Raw genomic sequence first — 25435 nt, forward strand, 5'->3', positions numbered from 1 at the left:
GGCGGGAGGGGGCGGCGGCCCCGTCAGAGGGCTGCCTCTGGCTGCCACTCCCGCCTGAGCAGCCCGAACACCCAGGTGTCGGATACCTCGCCGTTCACGACGCACTCCTCCCGCAGGGTGCCCTCCCGGACGAAGCCCACCTTCTCCAGCACCCGGGCGGACGCGAGGTTGCGGGTGTCGGTCTCGGCCTGGACCCGGTTCAGGTCCAGCGTGTCGAACGCCCACCGCAGCACGGCGTGCGCGGCCTCCGTCGCGTAGCCGTGGCCCCACGCGGTCTCGTCGAGGCAGTAGCCCAGGGACGCGCTGCGGTACTCCGGGTTCCACCGGGCCAGCATGCACCAGCCGACGAAGGTGCCGTCAAAGGCCCGGTCGAGGGCCACCCGTACCCCGGAGCCCTCGTCCGCCATGGTCTGGCACATCGTCAGAAAGCGTTCGGCGCGGGCTTGTTCGGTCCAGGCCGGGGAGTCCCAGTAGCGCATCACCTCGGCGCTGCTGTGCAGGGCGAAGAGCGTGTCCGCGTCGGCGGCCGTGAAGGGGCGCAGCCGCAGGCGGGCGGTGCTCAGGGTGGGGGTGGTCAGAGGCATGCGCACCATTCTGCTGTCCCGAGGGGTTTCAGGACACCGAATACCGTGTCCGGCTGCGGATGTCGCGGGCTGTCACTCCGCGTGGGTGTGCACGCTCACCGCGTAGCCGCCGCCCGGGTGGAAGGTGTCGCCGCTCCACGTGGCGTACCGCCGGAGCAGAATGAGCCCGGCCTCGGCGCACCAGGTGTCGAACTCCGTGAGCGTGACCGTGGGTTCGGGCAGGGGGAGGTGGGCCGCGTCCAGGCCCATGCCGGTGACCAGCAGACCGCCGGGGCGCAGGGTGGCGGCCAGTTGGCGGACGACGGTCGGCTCGGTGCCGGGGGCCAGGAGCGGAATGACGTTTCCGGCGGCAAGGGCCAGGTCGAAGCCCGGCTCCAGGGCGAGGGCGTCCAGGCGGGCCAGGTCGCCCAGGAGCCATTCCTGGGCGGGGGCCTGCCGGCGGGCGACGGCGAGCATCGAGGCGTCGACGTCCACGCCGGTGCACCGGTGGCCCAGCTCGGTGAGCCGGATCGCGATGCGGCCGGTCCCGCAGCCCGCGTCGAGAACCCGTGCGCCGGGCTTCAGCAGGGCCGCGCAGAACGTGGCCTCGCCGTGGACGTCGTGGCCCGACGCCGCCAGCCGCGCGAAGCGGAGCGCGTACTCCTCACCGCCCTGTCCACCAGTCAGCTCCGCCCAGCGGTCGGGTTGCCCAGTCATGTGCTGTGTGCCTTCCGGTCGGCCGTCCTCGAAAGGACGAGCGTTCCGTCTCAGCGTCCCCGTGTCCAGCGGAACTCGATCCCGGCAGGGAGGCACGACGTTCCTCCGGGCGGGTGAGCTTCCCGTACGTCCCCGCCGTGTCGGCGCCGCCTCCCGCGCGCAGGCGCTTTCAGTGGGGGGCAGGAATCAGTGTGATCAACTGCAAATGCCACCAAGCAAGCACTATCCGGTCCATCCGGTACGGGGTGGTCCGGGCCGGCCCCGGAGGTATCAGCCATGTCCCACGTCGGCGTCCCGCGCGGGACGGTACGAAAGCGCCGCTCGCTCGCGCTCCTCACAGCGGGGGTGCTCACGATCCCCGCCCTCGCGGGGTGCAGCTCCGACAGCGAGGAGACCTCCCGGGGGGTCCCGCAGGACATCGCTCCCGCCGCCCGTGACCGCGTCGCCGACGGGTCGACGGTGAACTGGGCCGTCGACGCGATGCCCACCACCCTCAACGCCTTCCAGGCGGACGCCGACGGCGCCACCACCAGGATCACCGGCGCCCTGCTGCCCACGCTCTTCCCGATGGACGCGACCGGGCAGCCGAAGCTCAACCCGGACTACCTGGAGTCCGCGAAGATCATCGAGCGCGAGCCCAAGCAGGTCGTGCTCTACAAGCTCAACCAGCAGGCGGTCTGGAGCGACGGCCGTGAGATCGGCGCCCCCGACTTCGTCGCCCAGTGGCGGGCGCTCAGCGGCAAGGACTCCGCCTTCTGGACCGCCCGCAACGCCGGTTACGAGCGCATCCAGAAGATCGAGCGCGGCGCCGACGACCTCCAGGTCCGGGTCACCTTCGCCAAGCCCTACGCGGACTGGCGCTCCCTCTTCTCACCGCTCTACCCGAAGGAGGTCACCGGCTCGCCGGACACCTTCAACGACGGAGCGCGCACCACCCTGAAGAACACCGCCGGCCCCTTCCAGCTCAAGAGCGTGAGCAAGGCCAAGGGGACCGTCACCCTCACCCGCAACCCCCGCTGGTGGGGTGACAAGGCCAAGCTGGACACCCTCGTCTTCCGGGCCGTCGCCCCCAAGGACCGCACCAAGGCCCTCGCGGACGGCACCGTCCACGTCACCGACGTCGACTCCGCCACCGCCAACCGCATCGCCCTCGCCCTCCGCGACGGCAAGAACGGCGGGCAGTCCCTCACCCACGGTCCCGGCGCCGATCTCACCCCCGCCGCCGCCCTGCGCTCCTGGGCCCTGGCACACGGCTCCGACGAGGAGCAGGCGGAGATCGCCCAGGCCGCCCGGGAGAAGACCCGCAAGGCCGTCGCCGCGTACGGGGCGGAGCAGAAGGCCCTGCGCGGCTACACCGTACGCAAGTCCCTGGAGCCGGCCTACACCCAGCTCGCGCTGAACGGCGAGTCCGGCCCGCTCGCGGACGACCGGGTCCGCCGGGCGGTGGCCCGGGCCCTGGACCGCCAGGAGCTCGCGGAGACCGTCCTCAAGCCGCTCGGGCTCCCGGCGAAGCCGCTCGGCAGCCACCTGGCCCTGGCCGGACAGCCCGGCTACAAGGACGGCAGCGGGGCGCTCGGCGAGCAGAACACCGAAGAAGCCCGGGCCCTGCTGGCCGACGCGGGGTGGACCCGGGGCGGCGCGGCCGAGAAGCCGAAGGACTCCGAGGCGGGCAGCGAGGCGGAGAAGAAGACGGAGAAGGAGCAAGCCGAGAAGAAGGGCACCGAGAAGACCCAGGAGAAGGACGAGAAGAAGACCGACAAGACCGAGGCCGACGCCGACAGGAAGACCGAGGACAAGGAGGACAAGGAGGACAAGGAGAAGAAGGCCGAGGACAAGGACGAGAAGAAGAGCGACCAGGCCGCCACCGGCTCCGACGACAGCGCCGCCTCCCGCGCCGAGGGCCTCTACATCGTCGGCCAGGACAACAAGCCCGGCGCCCGTCCCGTCCAGGGCCTCGACGCCTCCTCCCCGGTCCTCTCACCCTCCCGCACCGCCGCCGTCCAGAGCCTGGCCCTCCTCCGCCAGGCGAGCGCCGTGAGCGGGGACACCTCCGCGGCCGACACCGCCGCCAAGGCCACCGCCCAGGACAGGCAGTCCGGCGGCGCCCCCGGTGCGTACGCCCCCATGGGCACCGCCGCCCCCGCCTCGGTCAACGGCCCGCTCGGCAAGGACGGCAAGACGCTCACCCTGCGCTTCGTGCTCCCCTCCGGGCCCGGCTCCCAGTCGCTGCGCGGCGTCGGCGAGCGGATCGCGAGGATGCTGGAGAAGATCGGGATCGGTACGGAGATCACCAAGGTCCCCGACGAGAGCTACTTCAAGGACCACATCGCCTCCGGCGAGTACGACCTGGCCCTCTACTCCTGGCCCGCCACCGCCTATCCGGCCACCGACGGCCGCCCGATCTACGCCAAGCCGGAGCCGGCCACCGACGGGTCGCTCCTCGTCGAGCAGAACTACACCCGGGTCGGAACCGACCACATCGACCAGCTCTTCGACCAGGCGGTCGCCGAACTCGACGAGAAGGCGGCGCGGGAGCTGATGAAGCAGGCCGACGCCCGGATCTGGGCGGCCGCCGGATCGATCCCGCTCTTCCAGCGACCGCAGCTCGTCGCGGTGGACAAGAAGCTCGCCAACGTCGGCGCCTTCGGCTTCGCCGCCCCCCGCTACCAGGACATCGGCTTCACGGACCGGCAGGCGGCCGGTTCCCCCGCGGACCGGAAGAAGTAGCCGTCGCCGAAGGCGCAGCCCGCTGGAAGAATCCGCAGGTCAGCGGAGAAAGCACCAGGTCAACCGTTTGCACAAGCTCAGATACTGCTCAAAACCCTTGCCCGCCGTCACCCGCGGCGGGCAAGGTGGTATCCGCCCTGACCCGGGCTGTTCGATCCTCCTCACACCCTCCCCGCACCTCCCCCCACGCGGCTTCCCCGCAGCCGCCCCCGCTCCTTGACACCGGCTGAATATCGGCTGAATCACACGGGAAGACCGCCTCCGCGGATCGTCCCGGGAAGCCCGGCGCGCGCAAGGCCCGTACCATGGGACGAGCCGTGGCGTGCCGCCCGGCGGGCGTACGAGGACTCGAAGACCGACTGAGACGCCTGATCCCACGATCCGAGAGAAGCGCAAGCCACCCATGCCCACGCGCCACGACATCCGTAACGTAGCCATCGTCGCCCACGTCGACCACGGCAAGACCACGCTGGTCGACGCCATGCTGAAGCAGGCCGGCTCCTTCGCCGCGCACGCTGCCGAGTCGCTCGACGACCGCATGATGGACTCGAACGACCTGGAGCGTGAGAAGGGCATCACGATCCTCGCCAAGAACACGGCGGTGAAGTACCACCCCAAGGACGGCGGGGACCCGATCACGATCAACATCATCGACACCCCCGGCCACGCCGACTTCGGTGGCGAGGTCGAGCGCGGTCTGTCGATGGTGGACGCGGTCGTCCTGCTCGTCGACGCCTCCGAGGGCCCGCTGCCCCAGACCCGCTTCGTGCTGCGCAAGGCGCTGGCCGCGAAGATGCCGGTCATCCTCTGCATCAACAAGACCGACCGGCCCGACTCCCGGATCGCCGAGGTCGTCGACGAGACGTACGACCTGTTCCTGGACCTGGACGCCGACGAGGACCAGATCGAGTTCCCGATCGTCTACGCCTGCGCCCGTGACGGCGTCGCCTCGCTGACCAAGCCCGAGGACGGCACCGTCCCGCAGGACAGCGAGAACCTGGAGCCGTTCTTCTCCACGATCCTCTCGCACGTCCCGGCCCCCGAGTTCGACGAGGCCGCGCCGCTCCAGGCCCACGTCACCAACCTGGACGCCGACAACTTCCTCGGCCGTATCGCACTCTGCCGCGTCGAGCAGGGCGAGCTGCGCAAGGGCCAGACGGTCACCTGGATCAAGCGCGACGGCACCATGTCCAACGTCCGCATCACCGAGCTGATGATGACCGAGGCGCTCACCCGCAAGCCGGCCGAGGTGGCGGGCCCGGGTGACATCTGCGCCATCGCCGGTATCCCGGACATCATGATCGGCGAGACGCTGGCCGACCCGGAGAACCCGATCGCGCTGCCGCTGATCACGGTCGACGAGCCGGCCATCTCGATGACCATCGGCACCAACACCTCGCCGCTCGTCGGCAAGGGCGGCAAGGGCCACAAGGTCACCGCACGCCAGGTGAAGGACCGCCTGGACCGCGAGCTGATCGGTAACGTCTCCCTCCGCGTCCTGGACACCGAGCGCCCCGACGCCTGGGAGGTCCAGGGCCGTGGTGAGCTGGCGCTCGCCATCCTGGTCGAGCAGATGCGCCGCGAGGGCTTCGAGCTGACCGTCGGCAAGCCCGAGGTCGTCACCAAGCAGATCGACGGCAAGACGTACGAGCCGATCGAGCGCATGACGATCGACTCGCCCGAGGAGCACCTCGGCGCCATCACCCAGCTCATGGCGACCCGCAAGGGCCGCATGGAGACCATGACCAACCACGGCTCCGGCTGGGTCCGCATGGAGTGGATCGTCCCGTCCCGCGGCCTCATCGGCTTCCGTACGGAGTTCCTGACCCAGACCCGTGGCACCGGTATCGCGCACTCCATCTTCGAGGGCCACGAGCCGTGGTTCGGCGAGCTGCGCACCCGTCACAACGGTTCGCTGGTCGCGGACCGCGCCGGTTCGGTCACGCCCTTCGCGATGGTCAACCTCCAGGAGCGCGGTGTCATCTTCACCGAGGCCGGCACCGAGGTGTACGAGGGCATGATCATCGGCGAGAACTCGCGCGCCGACGACATGGACGTGAACATCACCAAGGAGAAGAAGCTCACCAACATGCGTGCGGCCTCCGCGGACACCACGGAGAACGTGGTCCCGGCCCGCAAGCTCTCGCTGGAGCAGTCCCTGGAGTTCTGCCGCGAGGACGAGTGCATCGAGGTGACCCCGGAGACCGTGCGTATCCGCAAGGTCGTCCTGGACCAGAGGGACCGCGCCCGCACGGCCTCCCGAGCCAAGCGCTGACGTGTGGCTGACGTAGTCGCGTCCTAGGAGAGCCCGGGGCCCCTCCAGGGGGGCCCGGGCTCTCCTGCCGCAGGGTCCCCGGCTCTCCGGTCCCCGGCTCGCCGTCGGCCCCGGGAAGGGGCTGCTCCCCTTCCAGATGGGGAGTTCCGGTCGAGACCGCGTCCAGACTGCCCCGAAGAGAACCTCTGTGCGATTGGCTGGTGCCCGGCCTCAGGAGATCCACTTCCGACTATCGGAGACCTGGAGCCGCACGCATGCGCAGATCGCTCATGTTTCACTCAACGGGTAGGGGCACGAGATGACCGTCAAGTCCTTCGACCGCGCCAAGACCATCGGCTTCCGTACCGTCGCGGCCTCCGCGCTGACCGCCGCGGTGGTGCTGGGGGGCACCGCCGCCGCGCAGGCGACCGCCCCGGCCAAGGCGGCCGCGGCTGCCCCGGCCGCCGTCAAGGCTCCGGCGGCATCCGAGAAGTACTGCAAGTACAAGGTGACCACCACCGCCGGCGTCAACATCCGCAGCGGCCCGGGCACCAACTACTCGATCGTCGGCACGTACGCCTACAACCAGACGTTCTGGGCCAAGGCCGCGAGCGTCAACGGCTGGCGGTACATCTCGTCCGCCCGGTACGTGACGACGCAGCACACCGCCCAGGTCACCAGCACGCCCTGTCAGTACAGCTGACAAACCATCGCCGGAGCGGATGGCCGAAAGCTGTCGGTCCGTCAAGGCGCGTACGGCCCGGTCGTCGTGGATTCCCCGCGGCGGCCGGGCTGTTCGTCGTTTATCGCCCCTGTTTCGTGAGAAGTGTCACCGGCATGGGGAGGGTCCCGAAGCAACTCTTTTTGGGCGTCCGGCTGCTGTTCCGATGTCCGTATAGCGACCGTCGTGCTCCGGAAGTTGCGTTAACAGTCCGTTTCGCGGTCGTCTGTCTAGGATCACTTTGTCCGGATTTCGGGCTTCCGAGGGTCGGTGATGTTGTCAAACCGAGACCCTTTAAGTGTGGTTTACGGCCCGGCCGTACTCAATAGTTGGCTCCATTGAGCTCGGGTCAATGGGTCACGCGCTGTGGGGAGCGCCGACTCACGAGCACACTTCGGGGTCACTGTTCATCGCCGTCAGGGGTGTCGGCGACGTGTCAGTGCCCCTCTTGCAGTGATCAAAAGTGGACTCTTGAGGAGGAGAACCCATGCGTGGTTCCAAGATGGTCGGGTGCGCGATAGTCGTCGCCCTGGCTGCGACCGCCTGCGGCGGTAGCGGTGGCGACAGCGAGAGCAAGGGCAAGTCCGGCGGCGGGTTCAGCATGAACATCGCCGAGCCCAAGCGCCTCATCCCGCAGTCGACCACCGAGTCCGGTGGCTCGCAGGTCCTGTCGGGCCTGTTCACCCCGCTGGTCGACTTCGACGCGAAGAACCAGCCGGTGCTGGCCGCCGCGGAGTCCATCGAGAGCCCGGACAACAAGGTCTGGACGGTCAAGCTCAAGGACGCCACCTGGCACGACGGCAAGCCCGTCACCGCCAAGGACTACGTCGGTGCCTGGAACTGGGGTGCCTACGGCCCCAACGCCGCCGACGGCAACTACTTCTTCGACACCATCCAGGGCTACGACGAGATGAACCCCGTCGACCCGGACGGCGATGAGGGCCCGAAGAAGGCCGAGGAGCCGAAGGCCAAGGAGCTTTCCGGCCTCAAGGTCATCGACGACAAGACCTTCGAGATCACCCTCAAGGCCCCGTTCGCCGGCTACAAGTCGGTCCTGGGCTACACGGTCTTCTACCCGATGCCCGAGTCGGCCCTCTCCGACCTCAAGGCGTACGAGGAAGCCCCGATCGGCCAGGGTCCGTTCCAGATGGACGGCAAGTGGAACCACGACAAGTTCGTCAAGGTCAAGGCCTACGCGGACTACAAGCTCGGTGACAAGCCGAAGGTCGACTCGGTCGAGTTCCGGATCTTCCAGGACCAGAACACCGCGTACAACGACCTGCTCGCCAACAACCTCGACGTCGTGGACCAGATCCCGACCGAGGTCATGGGCACCGCGCCGGGCGAGCTGGGCGACCGCTTCAAGACGTCGACCGCCTCCACCTTCCAGTTCGTCGCCTTCCCGACGTACGACAAGAAGTACAGCGACGCGCGCGTCCGCAAGGCCATCTCGATGGCCATCGACCGCGACGAGATCATCAAGGTCGTCTTCCAGGACTCGCAGTCCTCCGCGCGTTCCTTCGTCTCCCCGGTCGTGGGCGGCTACCGCGAGGACACCTGTGGCGAGGCGTGCAAGTTCGACCCCGCCGCCGCCAAGAAGCTGCTCGCCGAGGCCGGCGGCATCGACGGCAACAAGATCAACATCGGTCACAACGCCGACGGTGGCCACGAGCAGTGGGTCAACGCCACGTGTGACCAGCTCAAGAAGAACCTGGGTCTGGAGTGCGTGAGCCAGGCCGTGCCGAAGTTCGCCGAGCTGCTGACGCAGGTCGAGAACAAGAAGTTCTCCGGCATGTTCCGCATGGGCTGGATCATGGACTACCCGTCCATGGAGAACTACCTCGGCCCGCTGTTCAGCACCAAGGGTTCCTCGAACTACTACGGCTACAGCAACAAGGACTTCGACAGGCTGGTCCAGGAGGGCCGCGAGGCGAAGACCGAGGCCGAGGCCATCCAGAAGTGGCAGGCCGCTGAGGACGTCCTCGTCAAGGACATGCCGGTGATCCCGCTGCGCTTCGGCAAGAACGTCTTCGGTCACTCGACCAACGTCAAGAACGTCGAGATGAACCTGTTCAACCAGGTTGAACTCACCAAGGTCGAGAAGTCCTGACCTGCGTCCCGCTCGTTTGACGCAGTCAAAAATTAGGGCCTGACGACGGGGGGCGGACCCACATCCGCCCCCCGTCGTTCCCACGAGGAGGAACCATGGGCCGCTACGTCGCAAGACGGCTGCTCCAGATGCTCCCGGTCATCATCGGGACCACCTTTCTGGTCTTCGCTCTCACCACCGCCATGGGCGGTGACCCGGTACAGAACCTGTACGGAGAGCGACCTGTTCCGGAAAGCATCAGAGTTGCGCTGACCGCGCAGTACCACCTGGACGAACCCCTGCCGATCCGCTACGGCTACTATCTCGCGGGTCTGCTGCAGGGTGACTTCGGGACGAGCCTCAGCGGCTCCCGTCCCATCAGCGAGATGATCGCCGACGCGTGGCCGGAGACCCTCCGCATCGCCGGTATCGCCTTCGTCTTCGAAATGATCATCGGTGTCGCCGCCGGTGTGATGGCAGGCATGCGGCGCGGAAAGTTCCTGGACAACCTCGTCCTGCTCTCCACGCTCACCGTCATCGCTGTCCCGATCTTCGTCCTCGGGCAGGTCAGCCAGATCTTCCTGGGCGTCAAGGCAGGCATCTTCCCCGTCTCGGGGACCAACGAAGGTTTCGTCAGCTACCTTCTGCCCGGCCTTGTCCTCGGTTCCGTCTCACTCGCCTACATCGCCCGCCTCGCCAGAGCCTCCGTCGCGGAGAACCTGCGGATGGACTACGTGCGGACGGCCAAGGCGAAGGGCCTCGCCCCGTCCCGGATCACCGGGATCCACGTCCTGAGGAACTCGCTGATCCCCGTGGTCACCTACCTCGGCGCGGACCTCGGAACGCTCATGGGCGGGGCCATCGTCACCGAGCGGATCTTCAACATCCCCGGTGTCGGCTACAACCTCTTCAAGGCGATCCAGATCGAGGACGGACCGGCGCTCGTCGGCTTCGTGACCCTCCTCGTCATCGTCTACGTGGTGATGGCGCTCGTCGTGGACCTGCTCTATGCCGTGCTTGACCCGAGGATTCGCTATGCCTGACGCAACCAAGACCTCCGCAGTCCCGGAGTCCGCCGAGGAGGCCAAGGCCGCATCGGCGCAGGGCACCAAGGCCCCTGCGAAGGAGCTGGCCAAGCCGCGCAGCCTCCTCCAGGACGCCATCCGCGACCTGGTGCGCCGACCGCTCTTCCTGATCCCCTCGGGCATCATCCTGGTGCTCGTCGCGATGGCCGCCTTCCCGTCGCTGTTCGCCAGCGCCGACCCGCAACTGTGCGAGCTGGGCCGCTCGTTGCAGAAGCCCAGCGCCGACGCCTGGTTCGGCTACGACGCCCGTGGCTGCGACGTCTACGCCCGCACGATCTACGGCACCCGGACCTCGATCACCGTCGGTGTCCTCGCCACCCTGGGCTCGGCCCTGATCGCCCTTGTCTTCGGCCTCGTCGCCGGGTTCTACGGCAAGTGGGTCGACGCGATCATCTCCCGCGGCATCGACATCGTGATGGGTATTCCCTTCCTGGTCGGCGCCATCGTCATCCTCAACAGCTTCCGCGACGACGACGGGTTCCGGATCGGCGGCATCTGGGGCGTGCTCACCGCGCTCACCGTGCTCGGCTGGATGAGCATGGCCCGCATCATGCGCTCCACCGCCATGCAGACCAAGCAGTCCGACTACGTCACCGCTGCCCGGTCGCTCGGTGCCTCCACCGGCCGGCTGATGTTCCGCCATGTGCTGCCGAACGCGCTGACCCCGCTGATCGTGCTGGCGACGATCTCGCTCGGCGTGATCATCTCGGCCGAGGCGACGCTCAGCTTCCTCGGTGTCGGCATCCAGGAGCCGACCATCTCCTGGGGCGTCATGATCAACCAGTCGCTGGGGCGCATCCGCGAGTCGCTGCACCCGCTGCTCTTCCCGGCCGGCTTCGTCAGCATCACCGTGCTGGCGTTCATCATGCTCGGCGACGCGGTGCGCGACGCCCTCGACCCCAAGCTGCGCTGAGGGAGGCGTACGTGACCACCATGGAAAAAACCGCGAACGTCCCCGCTCCCCGCAGCGACGACGGACACCAGGGCCCGCTGCTCGAAGTGCGGGACCTGCACGTCGAGTTCCACACCCGCGAAGGCGTCGCCAAGGCGGTCAACGGTGTCAACTACACCGTCGACGCCGGTGAGACGCTGGCCGTGCTCGGCGAGTCCGGCTCCGGCAAGTCCGTGACCGCCCAGGCGATCATGGGCATCCTGGACATGCCTCCGGGCCGTATCCCGCAGGGGCAGATCCTCTTCCGCGGCCAGGACATGCTGACCATGTCCGACGAGGAGCGCCGCAAGATCCGGGGCCGCCGGGTCGCGATGATCTTCCAGGACGCGCTGTCCTCCCTGAACCCGGTCCTGACCGTCGGCTACCAGCTCGGCGAGATGTTCCGGGTCCACCTGGGCATGTCCAAGAAGGACGCCAAGCTCAAGGCCATCGAGCTGATGGACCGGGTGCGCATCCCGGCGGCGAAGGAGCGGGTCGACGACTACCCGCACCAGTTCTCCGGCGGTATGCGCCAGCGCATCATGATCGCCATGGCGCTGGCCCTGGAGCCCGACCTGATCATCGCGGACGAGCCGACCACCGCGCTCGACGTGACCGTCCAGGCCCAGGTCATGGACCTGCTCGCGGAGCTCCAGCGCGAGTACAACATGGGGCTCATCCTCATCACCCACGACCTCGGCGTGGTCGCGGACGTGGCGGACAAGATCGCCGTGATGTACGCGGGCCGGATCGTCGAGACCGCTCCGGTGCACGAGCTGTACAGCCGTCCGTCGCACCCCTACACGCGCGGTCTGCTCGACTCGATCCCGCGGCTGGACCAGAAGGGCCAGGAGCTCTACGCGATCAAGGGCCTGCCGCCCAACCTGACGCGTATCCCCGCGGGTTGCGCGTTCAACCCCCGCTGCCCCAAGGCGCAGGACATCTGCCGTACGGAGATCCCGGCGCTGCACCCGGTCACCGAGCGGGACGGCACCGACCTGCCGGGCCGCGGAAGCGCGTGCCACTTCTGGAAGGAGACGATCCATGGCTGAGCCCGACAAGGAGTCCGTGGACGCCACCCCTAACGTCACCGAGGTGGAGACGGTCGCCGCCGCCACCGAGGAGGAGGCGGTCGCCGCCCTCGACGCGCCGGTGGAGCGGGGCGAGCCGATCCTCCAGGTGCGCAACCTGGTCAAGCACTTCCCGCTGACCCAGGGCATCCTCTTCAAGAAGCAGATCGGCGCGGTCAAGGCCGTGGACGGGATCTCCTTCGACCTCTACCAGGGCGAGACGCTCGGCATCGTGGGCGAGTCCGGCTGTGGCAAGTCCACCGTCGCCAAGCTGCTCATGATGCTGGAGAAGGCCACCGCCGGCGAGGTCTTCTACAAGGGCCAGGACATCACCAAGCTGTCCGGCCGCGCCCTGAAGGCCGTGCGCCGGAACATCCAGATGGTGTTCCAGGACCCCTACACCTCGCTCAACCCGCGCATGACGGTCGGCGACATCATCGGGGAGCCCTTCGAGATCCACCCCGAGGTGGCTCCCAAGGGCGACCGGCGGCGCAAGGTCCAGGAGCTCCTGGACGTCGTGGGCCTCAACCCGGAGTACATCAACCGGTACCCGCACCAGTTCTCCGGCGGTCAGCGCCAGCGCATCGGCATCGCCCGCGGCCTCGCGCTCAACCCGGAGATCATCATCTGTGACGAGCCGGTCTCCGCGCTCGACGTGTCGGTGCAGGCGCAGGTCATCAACCTGATGGAGAAGCTCCAGGACGAGTTCAACCTCTCCTACCTCTTCATCGCGCACGACCTCTCCATCGTCCGGCACATCTCGGACCGGGTCGGCGTCATGTACCTGGGCAAGATGGCCGAGATCGGTACGGACGCCGAGATCTACGACCACCCGACGCACCCGTACACCCAGGCGCTGCTCTCCGCGGTGCCGGTGCCGGACCCGGCGGTGCGTGAGGGCCGCGAGCGGATCATCCTCACCGGTGACGTTCCGTCACCGGCGAATCCGCCCTCGGGCTGCCGCTTCCGCACCCGGTGCTGGAAGGCGGAGGAGCGCTGCGCCACGGAGATGCCGCTGCTGGCGATCCCCGAGCGGTTCGTCGCCGCGGGCGGCCCGGCCGCGCACGAGTCGGCGTGCCACTTCGCCGAGGAGAAGGATGTCGTTCACGCTGCGTGAGCGCTTCTGACAGCGGTACGTCGGATGCCCGGCCCTTCCGAAGGGGCCGGGCATCCGTGCGTCCGGCCCCCGCCGTGCCCGTACGGGGTAAGCCCGCATGCGGTGTATGTCGGTATGAGGTGATATGAGGCATTGAGCTACTCGATGACTCTAGGAGGCACTTCATGCGCGGAGCCACACGGACCCGGTGGGCCGCCTGTGCGGTGGCCGTCGCCCTGGCAGCGACGGCCTGCGGCGGCGGGGGCGACGGCGACAGCGGTGGCAGCGGCGCCGACGGGATCGTCAGCTCCTCCTGGGGCGACCCGCAGAACCCGCTGGAGCCCGCCAACACCAACGAGGTGCAGGGCGGCAAGGTCCTCGACATGATCTTCCGGGGCCTCGTCCGGTACGACCCCAAGACCGGCGAGGCGCAGAACATGCTCGCCGAGTCCATCGACTCCGACGACGCCCAGACCTTCACGATCAAGCTCAAGGACGGCTGGACCTTCTCCAACGGCGAGAAGATCACCGCCAAGTCCTTCGTGGACGCCTGGAACTACGGCGCTGCGCTCAAGAACAACCAGAAGAACGCCTACTTCTTCCAGTACATCGAGGGCTACGAGCAGGTCCACCCCGAGTCCGGCACCGCCTCCGCCGAGACCCTCTCCGGCCTCAAGGTCGTCGACGACCTGACCTTCACCGCCAAGCTCAGCCAGAAGTTCTCCCTCTGGCCCGACACCCTCGGCTACTCGGCCTTCGTGCCGCTGCCCAAGGCGTTCTACGACGACCACGACGCCTGGCTGGCCAAGCCGATCGGCAACGGCCCGTACACCGTCCAGTCGTACGCCAAGGGCTCCTCGATGAGCCTGCGCCGCTGGGACGACTACCCGGGCGACGACAAGGCGAAGAACGGCGGCGTCGACCTCAAGGTCTTCACCGACAACAACACCGCCTACACCTCGCTGACCTCCGGCAACCTCGACCTGGTGGACGACGTGCCCGCCTCCCAGCTCCGCAACGTCGAACAGGACCTGGGCGACCGGTACATCAACACCCCAGCCGGCATCATCCAGACGCTCGCCTTCCCGTTCTACGACAAGGAGTGGGACACCGACGGCGCGCGCAAGGTCCGCCAAGGCCTCTCCATGGCGATCAACCGGAAGCAGATCACCGACCAGATCTTCCAGAAGACCCGCACCCCCGCCACCGACTGGACCTCCCCGGTCCTCGGCGAGGACGGCGGGTTCAAGGAAGGGCTCTGCGGCAAGGAGTGCGAGTACGACAAGGCCGAGGCCAAGAAGCTGATCGACGAGGGCGGCGGCATCCCCGGCGGCCAGCTGAAGATCTCGTACAACGCCGACACCGGCTCACACAAGGAGTGGGTCGACGCCGTCTGCAACAGCATCAACAACGTCATGGGCAACAACCAGGCCTGTGTCGGCGGCGCGATCGGCACCTTCGCCGACTTCCGCAGCCAGGTCTCCACCCAGAAGCTGAACGGCCCCTGGCGCGCGGGCTGGCAGATGGACTACCCGCTGATCCAGAACTTCCTCCAGCCGCTCTACTACACCAACGCCTCGTCCAACGACGGCAAGTGGAGCAACAAGGAGTTCGACGACCTCGTCGACAAGGCGAACGCCGAGACCGACAAGGCGAAGGCCGTCACCACCTTCCAGGACGCCGAGAAGGTGCTCGTCGAGCAGATGCCGGCCATCCCGCTCTGGTACCAGAACGGCAGCGCGGGCTACTCGGACCGGGTCGACAACGTCGAGCTGAACCCGTTCAGCGTGCCGGTCTACACGGAGATCACGGTCAAGTGACCCGCACCGACGTCAGCTGAGACCCGGTGGCCGGGGCGCCCGACGCGCGTCCCGGCCACCCGCCCATCCGGCCTGACCGACAAGGCACCCCCCGACCCCCGGAGCCCCTCATGGGACGTTATGTGATCCGGCGGCTGCTGCAGATGATCCCCGTCTTCTTCGGCACCACGCTGCTGATCTTCCTCATGGTGAACGTGATGGGCGACCCCATCGCGGGACTCTGCGGCGACCGCCAGTGCGACCCGGCCACCGCCGCCCAGCTGCGCTCCGAGTTCGGCCTCGACAAGCCGGTCTGGCAGCAATACCTCACCTACATGGGGAACCTCTTCACCGGCGACTTCGGCACCGCGTTCAACGGGCAGAAGGTCACCGAGCTGATGGCCACCGCCTTCCCCATCACCATCCGGCTCACCATCGTCGCGATCGTCTTCGAGATCGTCATCGGCATCAGCCTCGGCGTCGTCACCGGCCTGCGCCGCGGCCGCCCCGTCGACACCACGGTCCTCATCCTCACCCTGATCGTCATCGCCGTCCCCACCTTCGTCACCGGCCTGCTGCTCCAGCTCCTCCTGGGCGTCAAGTGGGGCATCATCAAGCCCTCGGTCTCCCCGGACCCCACCTTCGACGAGCTGCTCGTCCCCGGCCTGGTCCTCGCCTCGGTCTCGCTCGCCTACGTCACCCGGCTCACCCGGACCTCGATCGCCGAGAACGCCCGCGCCGACTACGTACGCACCGCCGTGGCCAAGGGGCTGCCCCGGCGCCGGGTCGTCGTCCGGCACCTGCTGCGCAACTCGCTGATCCCCGTCGTCACCTTCATCGGCACGGACGTGGGCGCGCTGATGGGCGGGGCCATCGTCACCGAGCGGATCTTCAACATCCACGGCGTCGGCTACCAGCTCTACCAGGGCATCCTGCGCCAGAACTCCCAGACCGTCGTCGGATTCGTCACCATCCTGGTGCTCGTCTTCCTGGCCGCCAACCTCATCGTCGACCTCCTGTACGCCGTACTCGACCCGAGGATCCGCTATGCCTGAGCCGCAGTCACCGGACGAAGCGATCTCCCCGGCGGGCGCCGGGGGCGCGACGGACCTCGCCATGGCGGAGGGCACCAGCCTGGAGAAGACCCCGGGCGGACCCGAGGGCACCGGTCCGGCCGGGAAGCCGCGCAGTCTCTGGTCGGACGCCTGGCGCGACCTGCGGCGCAACCCGGTCTTCGTCATCTCCTCGCTGATCATCCTCTTCCTGGTGGTCATCTCGATCTGGCCCTCGCTCATCGCGAGCGGCGACCCCCTCCAGGCCAACCTCGACGACGCCCAGAAGGGCTCCGAACCCGGCCACCCCTTCGGCTTCGACCCGCAGGGCCGCGACGTCTACACCCGGGTCGTCTACGGCACCCGCACCTCGGTCACCGTCGGCGTCTGCGCCACCCTCGGCGTCGCCCTGCTGGGCTCCCTGCTCGGCGGGCTCGCGGGCTTCTTCGGCGGCTGGTGGGACTCGGTCCTCTCCCGCCTCACCGACGTCTTCTTCGGCATCCCCGTCGTCCTCGGCGGCCTGGTCTTCCTCTCCGTCGTCACCAGCTCCACCGTCTGGCCCGTCGTCGGCTTCATCATCCTGCTCGGCTGGCCGCAGATCGCCCGTATCGCCCGCGGCTCGGTGATCACCGCCAAACAGAACGACTACGTCCAGGCGGCCCGCGCGCTCGGCGCCTCCAACTCCCGGATGCTGCTGCGCCACATCGCCCCGAACGCCGTCGCGCCCGTCATCGTCGTGGCGACGATCGCGCTCGGTACGTACATCTCGCTGGAGGCGACCCTGTCCTTCCTCGGCGTCGGCCTGAAGGACCCGGCCGTCTCCTGGGGCATCGACATCTCCGCCGCCGCCAACTACATCCGCAACGCCCCGCACATGCTGCTCTGGCCCGCCGGGGCGCTGGCGATCACCGTGCTCGCCTTCATCATGCTCGGCGACGCGGTGCGCGACGCCCTCGACCCCAAGCTGCGCTGAGGAGCCGGTTGCCATGTTGCTCGAAGTGCGCGATCTGCACGTGGAGTTCCACACCCGCGAAGGCGTCGCCAAAGCCGTCAACGGGGTGAACTACTCGGTGGCCGAGGGCGAGACGCTCGCCGTGCTCGGGGAGTCCGGCTCCGGCAAGTCCGTCACCGCGCAGGCGGTCATGGGCATCCTCGACATGCCACCCGGGAAGATCGCCGGCGGCGAGATCCTCTTCAAGGGCCAGGACCTGCTGAAGCTCAAGGCCGAGGAGCGGCGCAGGATCCGCGGCCAGGAGATGGCCATGATCTTCCAGGACGCCCTCTCCTCCCTGAACCCGGTCCTCACCGTGGGCGATCAGCTCGGCGAGATGTACGTCGTCCACCGCGGGATGTCCCGCAAGGACGCCAAGGCCAAGGCCGTCGAACTGATGGACCGGGTGCGCATCCCGGCGGCGAAGGAGCGGGTCGGCCAGTATCCGCACCAGTTCTCCGGCGGTATGCGCCAGCGCATCATGATCGCCATGGCGCTGGCCCTGGAGCCCGACCTGATCATCGCGGACGAGCCGACCACCGCGCTCGACGTGACCGTCCAGGCCCAGGTCATGGACCTGCTCGGGGAACTCCAGCGCGAGTACAACATGGGGCTCATCCTCATCACCCACGACCTCGGCGTCGTGGCCGACGTGGCGGACAAGATCGCCGTGATGTACGCGGGCCGCATCGTGGAGACCGCCCCCGTCCACGAGATCTACAAGGCCCCCGCCCACCCCTACACCAAGGGCCTCCTCCAGTCGATCCCGCGCCTGGACCAGAAGGGCCGGGAGCTGTACGCGATCAAGGGCCTGCCGCCCAACCTGCTGCACATCCCGCCCGGCTGCGCGTTCAACCCCCGCTGCCCGATGGCGAGGGACGTGTGCCGTACCGATGTGCCGCCGCTCTACGAGGTGGACGAACAGCGCCGGAGCGCCTGCCACTTCTGGAAGGAGACGCTCGATGGACGCTGACCGCGAGGCACGCGAAGGGGGTTCGACGCTGCTCTCCGAGGCGGGGGAGAGCAGCAGGCCGTACGCCGAGGGCGAGCCGATCCTCGAAGTGCGGGGCCTTGCCAAGCACTACCCGCTGACGCAGGGCATCCTCTTCAAGAGGCAGGTCGGCGCGGTCCGGGCCGTCGACGGCGTCGACTTCGACCTCCACGCGGGTGAGACCCTCGGCATCGTGGGGGAGTCCGGCTGCGGCAAGTCCACGGTCGCGCGGATGCTCGTCCACCTGGAGAAGCCCACCGCCGGGGCCATCCGCTACAAGGGCGATGACATCTCCCGGCTCTCCGGCCGCGCGCTGAAGGCCGTGCGCCGGAACATCCAGATGGTGTTCCAGGACCCCTACACCTCGCTCAACCCGCGCATGACGGTCGGGGACATCATCGGGGAGCCGTACGAGATCCACCCCGAGGTCGCCCCCAAGGGCAGCCGACGGCAGAAGGTGCAGGACCTGCTGGACGTGGTCGGGCTCAACCCGGAGTACATCAACCGCTATCCGCACCAGTTCTCCGGCGGCCAGCGCCAGCGCATCGGCATCGCCCGCGGCCTCGCCCTCAACCCGGAGATCATCGTCGCCGACGAACCGGTCTCGGCGCTCGACGTGTCCGTACAGGCCCAGGTCGTCAACCTGCTGGACCGGCTCCAGGCGGAGTTCAGCCTCAGCTTCGTCTTCATCGCGCACGACCTCTCCATCGTGCGGCACATCTCCGACCGGGTGGGGGTCATGTACCTCGGGCGGATCGTGGAGATCGGCTCCGACGCGGAGATCTACGACCATCCGACCCACCCGTACACCCAGGCGCTGCTCTCCGCCGTCCCGGTACCCGACCCGGAGGCCCGCGCCCACCGGGAGCGGATCATCCTCCACGGTGATGTGCCCTCACCGGCCAACATCCCCTCGGGCTGCCGCTTCCGCACCCGCTGCTGGAAGGCGCAGGAGCGGTGCGAGCTGGAGGTGCCGCTGCTGGCGGTCCCGGCGGAGTTCCGGCTCGTGGACAGCCCGGCCCGGCACGACTCGGCCTGTCACTTCGCGGAGGAGAAGCGGGTGGTGCCGCAGGAAGGGGAGCCGGGGGCGCCGGAGCGCCCGGTGGAGGAGCTGCGCGAGCCCGGCTCCGGGGAGGAAGGGACCCCGGAGCCCTGAGGCGGCGGCGGGGCGGGCCCACGCGTGTGTGCGCTGTGAGGCGGGATCAGCCGGTGGTGCCGCAGGGCTTGCCGGCCTCGATGTCCTGCACGGCCGGGCCGAGCGCCGAGAGGACGGCCGAGGTGTCGGTGCCCTCGTTGCGCAGCCGGACCTGGATGCTCGGGTCGCGGTCGTGCGTGGAGAACATCCTGGCGGTCCGGCCGTCCGCGGGCTTCTGGGCGACCCAGTCGGCCCCGCCCTCGTCGACGCACTCGGCAGCGGCCTCGGGTGCGGGCATCCCGCAGTAGACGATGACGTCGCCGTCCCCCCAGGCGGCGGCGCCCGCGACGTTCGAGCTCCTCTTCTCGTACCCGCCCAGCTTCTCGGGGAGCTTGGCGGTGAACGTGTCGCACGCCGGACTGCCCGAGAAGGGCGGTTTGGTGAGGTTGTAGCCGTCTCCGCCGCCGCAGCCGGCGAGAACGGCCGTACACGCGGTCAGGGCGGCGGCGAGACGCAGCGGCCCACGGATGTTCCTGGTCATGGGATTCCCCCGTACGGGTGGTCTGTCGGTCGGTAGAGAAACCTATCTCCCACCTGTGCGCCGACGGCGGAGTCCCCGCCTCCCTGTGCTGTGAGCTGCCTGACACCGGAGAGAGGGGACTGCCGGAGGACCGCTGGGGGATTCGTTAACAGGCAGGCAACTCCGCCGTCGTCGCACCGATATACGGACGTTCCAAGCTGAAGCGCGTACGGCCGTGCGGGTGCCGTGGGCCGGCCGGGGCGTCGTCGTGTCGCTCCGGCCGGTCGGCCCCACCCCGACGGCCCCCGCCGCCATTCGGCCTCAACCGCGGGGCAGCCCCAGCGACCGCTTGAGGAAGTCCACCTGGAGCAGCAGCAGGTTCTCCGCGACCTGCTCCTGGGGCGTCATGTGGGTCACCCCGCTCAGCGGCAGCACCTCGTGCGGCCGCCCGGCCGCCAGCAGCGCCGAGGAGAGCCGCAGCGCGTGCGCGACCACCACGTTGTCGTCCGCCAGCCCGTGGACGATCATCATGGGCCGCACCTGCTCGGCGGCGTGCGAGAGCCCGTCGTCGGTCATCAGGGCGTTGTACGCGTACACCTCGGGCTGCGCGCCCGGGTCCCCGAGATAGCGCTCGGTGTAGTGGGTGTCGTAGAGCCGCCAGTCCGTCACCGGGGCGCCCACCACGGCCGCGTGGAAGACATCGGGGCGGCGCAGCACGGCGAGGCCGGAGAGGTAACCGCCGTAGGACCAGCCCCGGATGGCGACCCGGTCCAGATCCAGCGGGAACCGCTCGGCCAGGGCGTGCAGGGCCTCGATCTGGTCGTCCAGGGTGAGGACGAAGTCGTCCCGTACGGCCTTCTCCCAGGCGGGCGAACGGCCCGGGGCGCCGCGTCCGTCCGCCACGACCACCGCGAAGCCCTGGTCCGCGAACCACTGCGAGGTGAGGTGCGCGTTGTGGGCGGCGACCACGCGGCGGCCGTGCGGACCACCGTACGGGTCCATCAGGACCGGAAGGGGACCGTCCGACTCCTGGTACCCCGTCGGAAGCAGCACGGCGCACGGAATCCGTCGTGCGCCCCCCTCGGTGAGCGTCACCTGTGCCGAGAGCACCGGCTCCTGCGCGAAGCTCGCGATCCGGGCCAGCCGCTTGCCGTCCCTCACGACCCAGGCGGCCGGTCCCGGCTCGTCCGGGGTGGCCGAGACCAGTACGGTCAGCTCACCCGAGCGGACGGCGGAGTGCACACCCACCCCTTCGGAAATCCGCTCGATTCCCAGCTCGTTGACCCGGTACACATGGCTCTCTCCGACCTCCGGAGCCACCGCCTCCTCGCCCGCCACGGCGGAGACCAGGATGTCCGACTCCCCGATGTCCAGTACCGCCTGGATGTGCAACTGGGCCCCGGTCAGCGGCCGGTCGCCGACGGCCAGCACCCGGGTGCCGCCCTCGTCCGCGATCCGTACGAGCCGCCCGTCCGGTGCCCATGCGGGCACCCCACCGAACAGATCCAGCCACACCGGGTCCTCGTCCACATGGACGATCCGGGTGTCACCGGACTCCGGGTCCACCGCCAGATACCGCTGGCTGCGCTGGTCGCGGGCCTGCACGAGGAGCAGCGGTGCACCGGCGGCTGACCAGTGCACCTGCGCCAGATACGGGAACGCCGCCCGGTCCCAGACCACCTCGCGGCGGGTCCCCTCCAGGTCCACCACGAAGAGCCGCACGTCGGCGTTGGGCGTCCCCGCCGCCGGATAGGCCACCTCGGCCGGCTTCCGGTCCGGGTGCGCGGGATCGGCGATGAACCACCGCTGTACGGCGCTGTCGTCGGCCCGCGCGACCAGCAGCCGGTCCGACTCCGGCGACCACCAGAAGCCCCGGAAGCGGTGCATCTCCTCGGCCGCCACGAACTCGGCCAGGCCGTAGGTGACCTGGGCGCCCTCGGGCTCGGCCAGCGCCCGGTCCCCCTCGCCCTCCGCGCCCACGACCCGCAGCGCGCCCTGGGAGACGTAGGCGATGTGGCGCCCGTCGGGGGAGGGGCGCGGGTCCAGCACCGGGCCCGGTACCGGCAGCGCCCGCGCCGTACCGGCCCGCAACTCGGCCACGTACACCTTCCCGGAGAGGGCGAAGGCGGCCAACTCGGCCGCCGCGTCCACCGCGTAGGAGACGATGCCGGCCGACCCCTCCCGGGTCCGCTCGCGCCGGGCCCGCTCCTGCGCCGACAGCCGCTCGGCCGAACCGCCCAGCAGGGCTTCGGGATCCGCCACGAGCCGCTCCTGCCCGGAGGCCGGGTCCAGCACCCAGAGGCGGTTGGTGCGGTCGGTGCCCGACGTGGAGCGCAGGAAGATCACCCGCGTCTCATCCGGTGAGACGGTGAAGGCGCGCGGTGCGCCGAGAGTGAACCGCTGGGTCCGTGCGTGCTGGCGGGGAAAGGACAGCTTCGGTGAGGTCATGGACTCGAACTTAGCTTCGCGCAGCGGTTCGTGCGCCCCTCGTGCTGCTGTGCTCCGATCAATGCGTTGGCACGGATAGTTATGATCCGTAGCGCTTGGTGGGTAAGAATCCGTCGACCCGTGTATCCCCGTCCCGACCGTACTGATGGAGGTGAACCGCCGTGGCGCTCTCGATTTCGGCGGTGGTGCTGCTGGCGATCATCGTCTTCCTGCTGATCCGGAAATCCGGACTGAAGGGCGGACATGCGGTGATCTGCATGCTGCTGGGGTTCTACATCGCCAGTTCGTCCGTCGCGCCGACCATCTCGGACCTGACGTCGAACGTGGCGGGGATGATCGGGAGTATCAAGTTCTGACCGCCTGTATCCGTCCGTAGCCGCCTTCCGATCGCGCGTACCCGCTTTCCGGCCGGGTACGCCCGCCACTGACGCCGTCGGCGGGGAGCGGGGGACACCGGGGCCCGCCGGGCTCGTAGGGTGGTCCCCATGAAGGACCTCCCCGCCCGCCGTCTGCTGCTGGTGCACGCGCATCCGGACGACGAGTCGATCAACAACGGCGCCACCATGGCCAGGTATGCGGCCGAGGGCGCCCACGTCACGCTGGTGACGTGCACGCTGGGCGAGGAGGGCGAGGTCATCCCGCCCGCCCTCGCCCATCTCGCCGCCGACCGCGACGACACCCTCGGCCCCCACCGCGTGGGCGAGCTGGCCGCGGCGATGAGGGAGCTGGGCGTCACCGACCACCGCTTCCTCGGCGGACCGGGCCGGTTCCGGGACTCCGGAATGATGGGCACCGAGCAGAACGAGCGCCCCGGCGCCTTCTGGTCCACCCCGGTGGACGAGGCCGCCGCCCCGCTCGTGGAGGTCATCCGGGAGGTCCGCCCCCAGGTCCTGGTCACCTACGACCCCGACGGCGGCTACGGCCACCCCGACCACATCCAGGCCCACCGGGTCGCGATGCGCGCCACCGAGCTGGCCGCCGACCTGGCCTACGGCACCGGCGCCCCGCACACCGTCGCCAAGGTCTACTGGAACCGTGCGGAGCGGGCCGTGGTGGAGGCCGCCTTCGCGCACCTGCGCGCGAGCGCCCCCCACGCCTTCCCGGGCATCGCGGCGGTGGACGACGTCCCCGGTGTGGTCGACGGCGACGAGATCACGGCCGAGATCGACGGATCGGCGTACGCCGGGGCGAAGGCGGCGGCGATGCGCGCCCATGCGACCCAGGTCGCGGTGGCCGACGAGGGCCCCTTCTTCGCCCTCTCCAACGATCTGGGCCAGCCGCTCCTGACGACCGAGTACTACCAGCTCGTGCGCGGCGTCTCCGGGGCCGACGCGGGGGCGCGGGAGGACGATCTGTTCGCGGGGGTGGCGGAGACCGGGGCGGATGCCGTACGGAGCGTGGTGCCGGGTTCCGCTTCGGGTGGCGGGCAGGATTCCGTATCGGGTCCGGCTTCCGTGACGGGTGCGGATGCCGCATCGGGGGCGGGCGCATGAGCGGGCAGAACGGCAGGGACCGCGACCGCGATCGCGCCCGTGCGGCGGGCGGCGACGCGCCGGGCTCCGGGGCGGGGCGCTCCAAGGCGACGCGCTCGGGGGCGCTGAGCGGCGGCGGTGCCCAGCGCTCCGGCGCATCGGGCAGCAGCAAGGCGACATCGCGTGCCGGGACCCCACGTACCGACCCGTCGCCCCGGACCCCCGAAGGCGTCGGCCGCACCGGCTTCACCGGCCGCGCGAACCCGGCCCGGATCGCGGCCTGTTTCGGGCTCGCGGTGCTCGGCGCCCTGGTGGCGCTCGCCGGCACCCTGGTCCAAGCGGCATGGTTCCCGGGTGGGTTGGTCATCGCGCTGGCGGGTTCGGCGGGCCTCTTCTACGGCGGCCGCGTCCTGACCGGCACCCAGATCGGCGCGCTCGCGCCCGCCGCCGGCTGGTTCATCACGGTCTTCCTGCTGCTGTCGGGCCGGCCGGAAGGCGACTACGTCTTCGGCGACGAACTCGGTCTGGCGCTCTTCACGCTCGGCGGTACGGCCGTGGCTGTGATGTGCGCCACCACCTCCAAGGTGCCGCAATCGGCCACCCGTCGTGGCCGGTCCGGTGTCTGAAGTGCTGAGTCCGCGCCCGGAATGCCCCCCACGGGTGTGATGCCGAAGTGGAGGTTTCCCCCGGGCGCGGAGTGTCCTGCGGCGGCGGCCAGTATGGTGGTGCGCGCGCCGAGCCGTCCCCTGGCCTGCGGCATGGGGGAAGTACGGGCGGCGGAGCCAATCGGGAGAACCTGCTTTGAGTCGTGAAACTGACAGTTCGTCCTCCGGGCCCCAGGGGCGCGGTGGAGCCGCGTACCCGTCGGGTACGCCGCCGTACGGATCCCGCCAGTATTCGTCGGCGGCCGGCTCGGACGAGTCCCCGGAATCCGTCGATCCGCCCCGGCCCGAAGAGCCGAAGACCGAGACGACGCTGACGACGCGCATCCGGATCAACATCCCCGGGTCGCGTCCCATCCCGCCGGTCGTGATGCGTACGCCGATGGCCGAGAGCGACCTCGCCACCGGCCGCCCCGACACGGAGCGCACGGGCTCGACCCCGCGCCCCGGCACGCCGCCGACCGCGCCGTCGGGCCTGACGGGCGGTGCTGCCGCGTCGGCCCGCCCGGCCGGGGCGCAGGCAGGTGACACCCGGGACGGCGGAGGTTCCGCCGAGCCCTCCGCTCCGGCGGCTTCCGGCTCCACCGCCACGGACGAGGGAACCAAGGCGAAGGCGGGCAGCGACTGGTTCGCCCCGCGCAAGAGCCCGGCCCCGGCGCCCGCACCGGCTTCCGGCCCCACCGGCATGCCCGGTGCCGGGCACCCCGGCTCCAGCCCGCTCGGCGCGGGCGGCCCTGGCGTGGGCGGCTCCGGTGCGGCGGGTCCCGGTGGCCCCGGAACGGCGGGTCCCGACGGCGGCGCCCGGTCGCGTCCCGACCTGCCGTACTTCTCGGACGCCGCCCCGCGCCCCGGCAGCGGACCCGGCACGTCCGGCTCCGGGATCCCCGGCGCGGACACTCCCGCCTCCGGCACCCCGGGCCTGGGCATGTCCGGCTCCGGGATCCCCGGTGCGGGCCCCTCCGGTTCCGGCGGCCCCGCCAGCGCCCTGGACGGCTACAGCACCGAGCCCCCCGGGGGGGGGGCGCGCACCCCACCCACCCCCCGGCTTCCGGCGCCAGGGTTGGCTCGGCTGTTCGACCCCCCCCGCCCGACCCCGGGGCTGGTCCCTTGTG

At 69.7% G+C, this 25435-nt stretch carries 21 protein-coding genes and 1 pseudogene (1 of these 22 running past the window's edge); 18 read left to right on the forward strand and 4 right to left on the reverse strand.

Annotated elements, in window-relative coordinates; all coding sequences use genetic code 11:
- Positions 1–23: 23 nt before the first annotated feature.
- On the reverse strand, positions 24–584 hold the full coding sequence (locus tag AC0682_RS14810; protein ID WP_478533151.1) for a GNAT family N-acetyltransferase: 561 nt from the start codon (positions 582–584) through the stop codon (positions 24–26).
- A 72-nt stretch (positions 585–656) separates the two neighbouring features.
- Positions 657–1280, reverse strand: a complete 624-nt coding sequence (locus AC0682_RS14815; protein WP_478533153.1) for a class I SAM-dependent methyltransferase — start codon at positions 1278–1280, stop codon at positions 657–659.
- Positions 1281–1556: 276 nt separating this feature from the next.
- Between AC0682_RS14815 and AC0682_RS14820 the strand changes: the two genes are divergently transcribed.
- From AC0682_RS14820 to AC0682_RS14880, 13 genes are all read left to right on the forward strand, one after another.
- Positions 1557–4007: an ABC transporter substrate-binding protein gene (locus tag AC0682_RS14820; protein ID WP_478533154.1), complete on the forward strand. Its 2451-nt coding sequence runs from the start codon at positions 1557–1559 to the stop codon at positions 4005–4007.
- 403 nt (positions 4008–4410) lie between these two features.
- The gene (typA, locus tag AC0682_RS14825; protein WP_478533155.1) at positions 4411–6282 is read left to right on the forward strand and encodes a translational GTPase TypA; all 1872 of its coding nucleotides are present in this window, start codon (positions 4411–4413) and stop codon (positions 6280–6282) included.
- 298 nt (positions 6283–6580) lie between these two features.
- Positions 6581–6964 carry an SH3 domain-containing protein gene (locus AC0682_RS14830; protein WP_478533156.1) on the forward strand — a complete coding sequence of 128 codons (384 nt, stop codon included), beginning with the start codon at positions 6581–6583 and terminating at the stop codon, positions 6962–6964.
- A gap of 505 nt (positions 6965–7469) precedes the next feature.
- Entirely contained in the window at positions 7470–9092 is a 1623-nt protein-coding gene (locus tag AC0682_RS14835) for a peptide ABC transporter substrate-binding protein (protein ID WP_254811765.1), read from the forward strand.
- Positions 9093–9187: 95 nt separating this feature from the next.
- Positions 9188–10114: an ABC transporter permease gene (locus tag AC0682_RS14840; protein ID WP_254811764.1), complete on the forward strand. Its 927-nt coding sequence runs from the start codon at positions 9188–9190 to the stop codon at positions 10112–10114.
- A complete protein-coding gene (locus AC0682_RS14845) occupies positions 10107–11069 on the forward strand; it encodes an ABC transporter permease (protein ID WP_254811763.1) in 963 nt (320 codons plus the stop codon). Before AC0682_RS14840 ends, AC0682_RS14845 begins: the two co-directional genes overlap by 8 nt.
- Before the next feature lie 11 nt (positions 11070–11080).
- Positions 11081–12139, forward strand: coding sequence for an ABC transporter ATP-binding protein (locus tag AC0682_RS14850; RefSeq protein ID WP_254811762.1), 1059 nt, complete (start codon positions 11081–11083; stop codon positions 12137–12139).
- On the forward strand, positions 12132–13274 hold the full coding sequence (locus AC0682_RS14855; RefSeq protein ID WP_254811761.1) for an ABC transporter ATP-binding protein: 1143 nt from the start codon (positions 12132–12134) through the stop codon (positions 13272–13274). The genes AC0682_RS14850 and AC0682_RS14855 overlap by 8 nt, the downstream gene beginning before the upstream one ends.
- A gap of 164 nt (positions 13275–13438) precedes the next feature.
- Positions 13439–15073, forward strand: coding sequence for a peptide ABC transporter substrate-binding protein (locus AC0682_RS14860; RefSeq protein WP_254811760.1), 1635 nt, complete (start codon positions 13439–13441; stop codon positions 15071–15073).
- A gap of 110 nt (positions 15074–15183) precedes the next feature.
- Entirely contained in the window at positions 15184–16107 is a 924-nt protein-coding gene (locus AC0682_RS14865; protein WP_028416214.1) for an ABC transporter permease, read from the forward strand.
- Positions 16100–17077, forward strand: coding sequence for an ABC transporter permease (locus AC0682_RS14870; protein ID WP_254811759.1), 978 nt, complete (start codon positions 16100–16102; stop codon positions 17075–17077). Before AC0682_RS14865 ends, AC0682_RS14870 begins: the two co-directional genes overlap by 8 nt.
- A 13-nt stretch (positions 17078–17090) precedes the next feature.
- Entirely contained in the window at positions 17091–18068 is a 978-nt protein-coding gene (locus AC0682_RS14875; protein WP_478533158.1) for an ABC transporter ATP-binding protein, read from the forward strand.
- Positions 18058–19242 carry an ABC transporter ATP-binding protein gene (locus tag AC0682_RS14880; protein WP_478533159.1) on the forward strand — a complete coding sequence of 395 codons (1185 nt, stop codon included), beginning with the start codon at positions 18058–18060 and terminating at the stop codon, positions 19240–19242. Before AC0682_RS14875 ends, AC0682_RS14880 begins: the two co-directional genes overlap by 11 nt.
- A gap of 46 nt (positions 19243–19288) precedes the next feature.
- Here AC0682_RS14880 and AC0682_RS14885 read toward each other — a convergent pair whose 3' ends face one another.
- A complete protein-coding gene (locus AC0682_RS14885; protein WP_478533160.1) occupies positions 19289–19762 on the reverse strand; it encodes a DUF3515 family protein in 474 nt (157 codons plus the stop codon).
- A gap of 300 nt (positions 19763–20062) precedes the next feature.
- A complete protein-coding gene (locus AC0682_RS14890) occupies positions 20063–22189 on the reverse strand; it encodes a S9 family peptidase (protein ID WP_478533161.1) in 2127 nt (708 codons plus the stop codon).
- A 161-nt stretch (positions 22190–22350) separates the two neighbouring features.
- Between AC0682_RS14890 and AC0682_RS14895 the strand changes: the two genes are divergently transcribed.
- The 5 genes and pseudogenes from AC0682_RS14895 to AC0682_RS14915 all read left to right on the forward strand — a co-directional run.
- Positions 22351–22545 (forward strand): hypothetical protein, encoded by a 195-nt coding sequence (locus AC0682_RS14895; RefSeq protein WP_018490263.1) that lies wholly within the window; start codon positions 22351–22353, stop codon positions 22543–22545.
- Positions 22546–22674: 129 nt separating this feature from the next.
- On the forward strand, positions 22675–23682 hold the full coding sequence (gene mshB / locus AC0682_RS14900; protein WP_478533162.1) for an N-acetyl-1-D-myo-inositol-2-amino-2-deoxy-alpha-D-glucopyranoside deacetylase: 1008 nt from the start codon (positions 22675–22677) through the stop codon (positions 23680–23682).
- Positions 23679–24287, forward strand: a complete 609-nt coding sequence (locus AC0682_RS14905; protein ID WP_478533163.1) for a DUF6113 family protein — start codon at positions 23679–23681, stop codon at positions 24285–24287. Before mshB ends, AC0682_RS14905 begins: the two co-directional genes overlap by 4 nt.
- A 175-nt stretch (positions 24288–24462) precedes the next feature.
- A pseudogene (locus AC0682_RS14910) lies at positions 24463–24709 on the forward strand (hypothetical protein); the annotation flags it as partial.
- Positions 24710–25075: 366 nt separating this feature from the next.
- A protein-coding gene (locus AC0682_RS14915; RefSeq protein WP_478533215.1) for a hypothetical protein crosses the window boundary here: on the forward strand, positions 25076–25435 show its beginning. The gene runs 1569 nt beyond the window's last position; 360 of the gene's 1929 nt are visible here — the first part of the coding sequence; its start codon is at positions 25076–25078; its stop codon lies beyond the right edge, outside the window.

Source organism: Streptomyces sp. NPDC043746 (genome assembly GCF_056436485.1).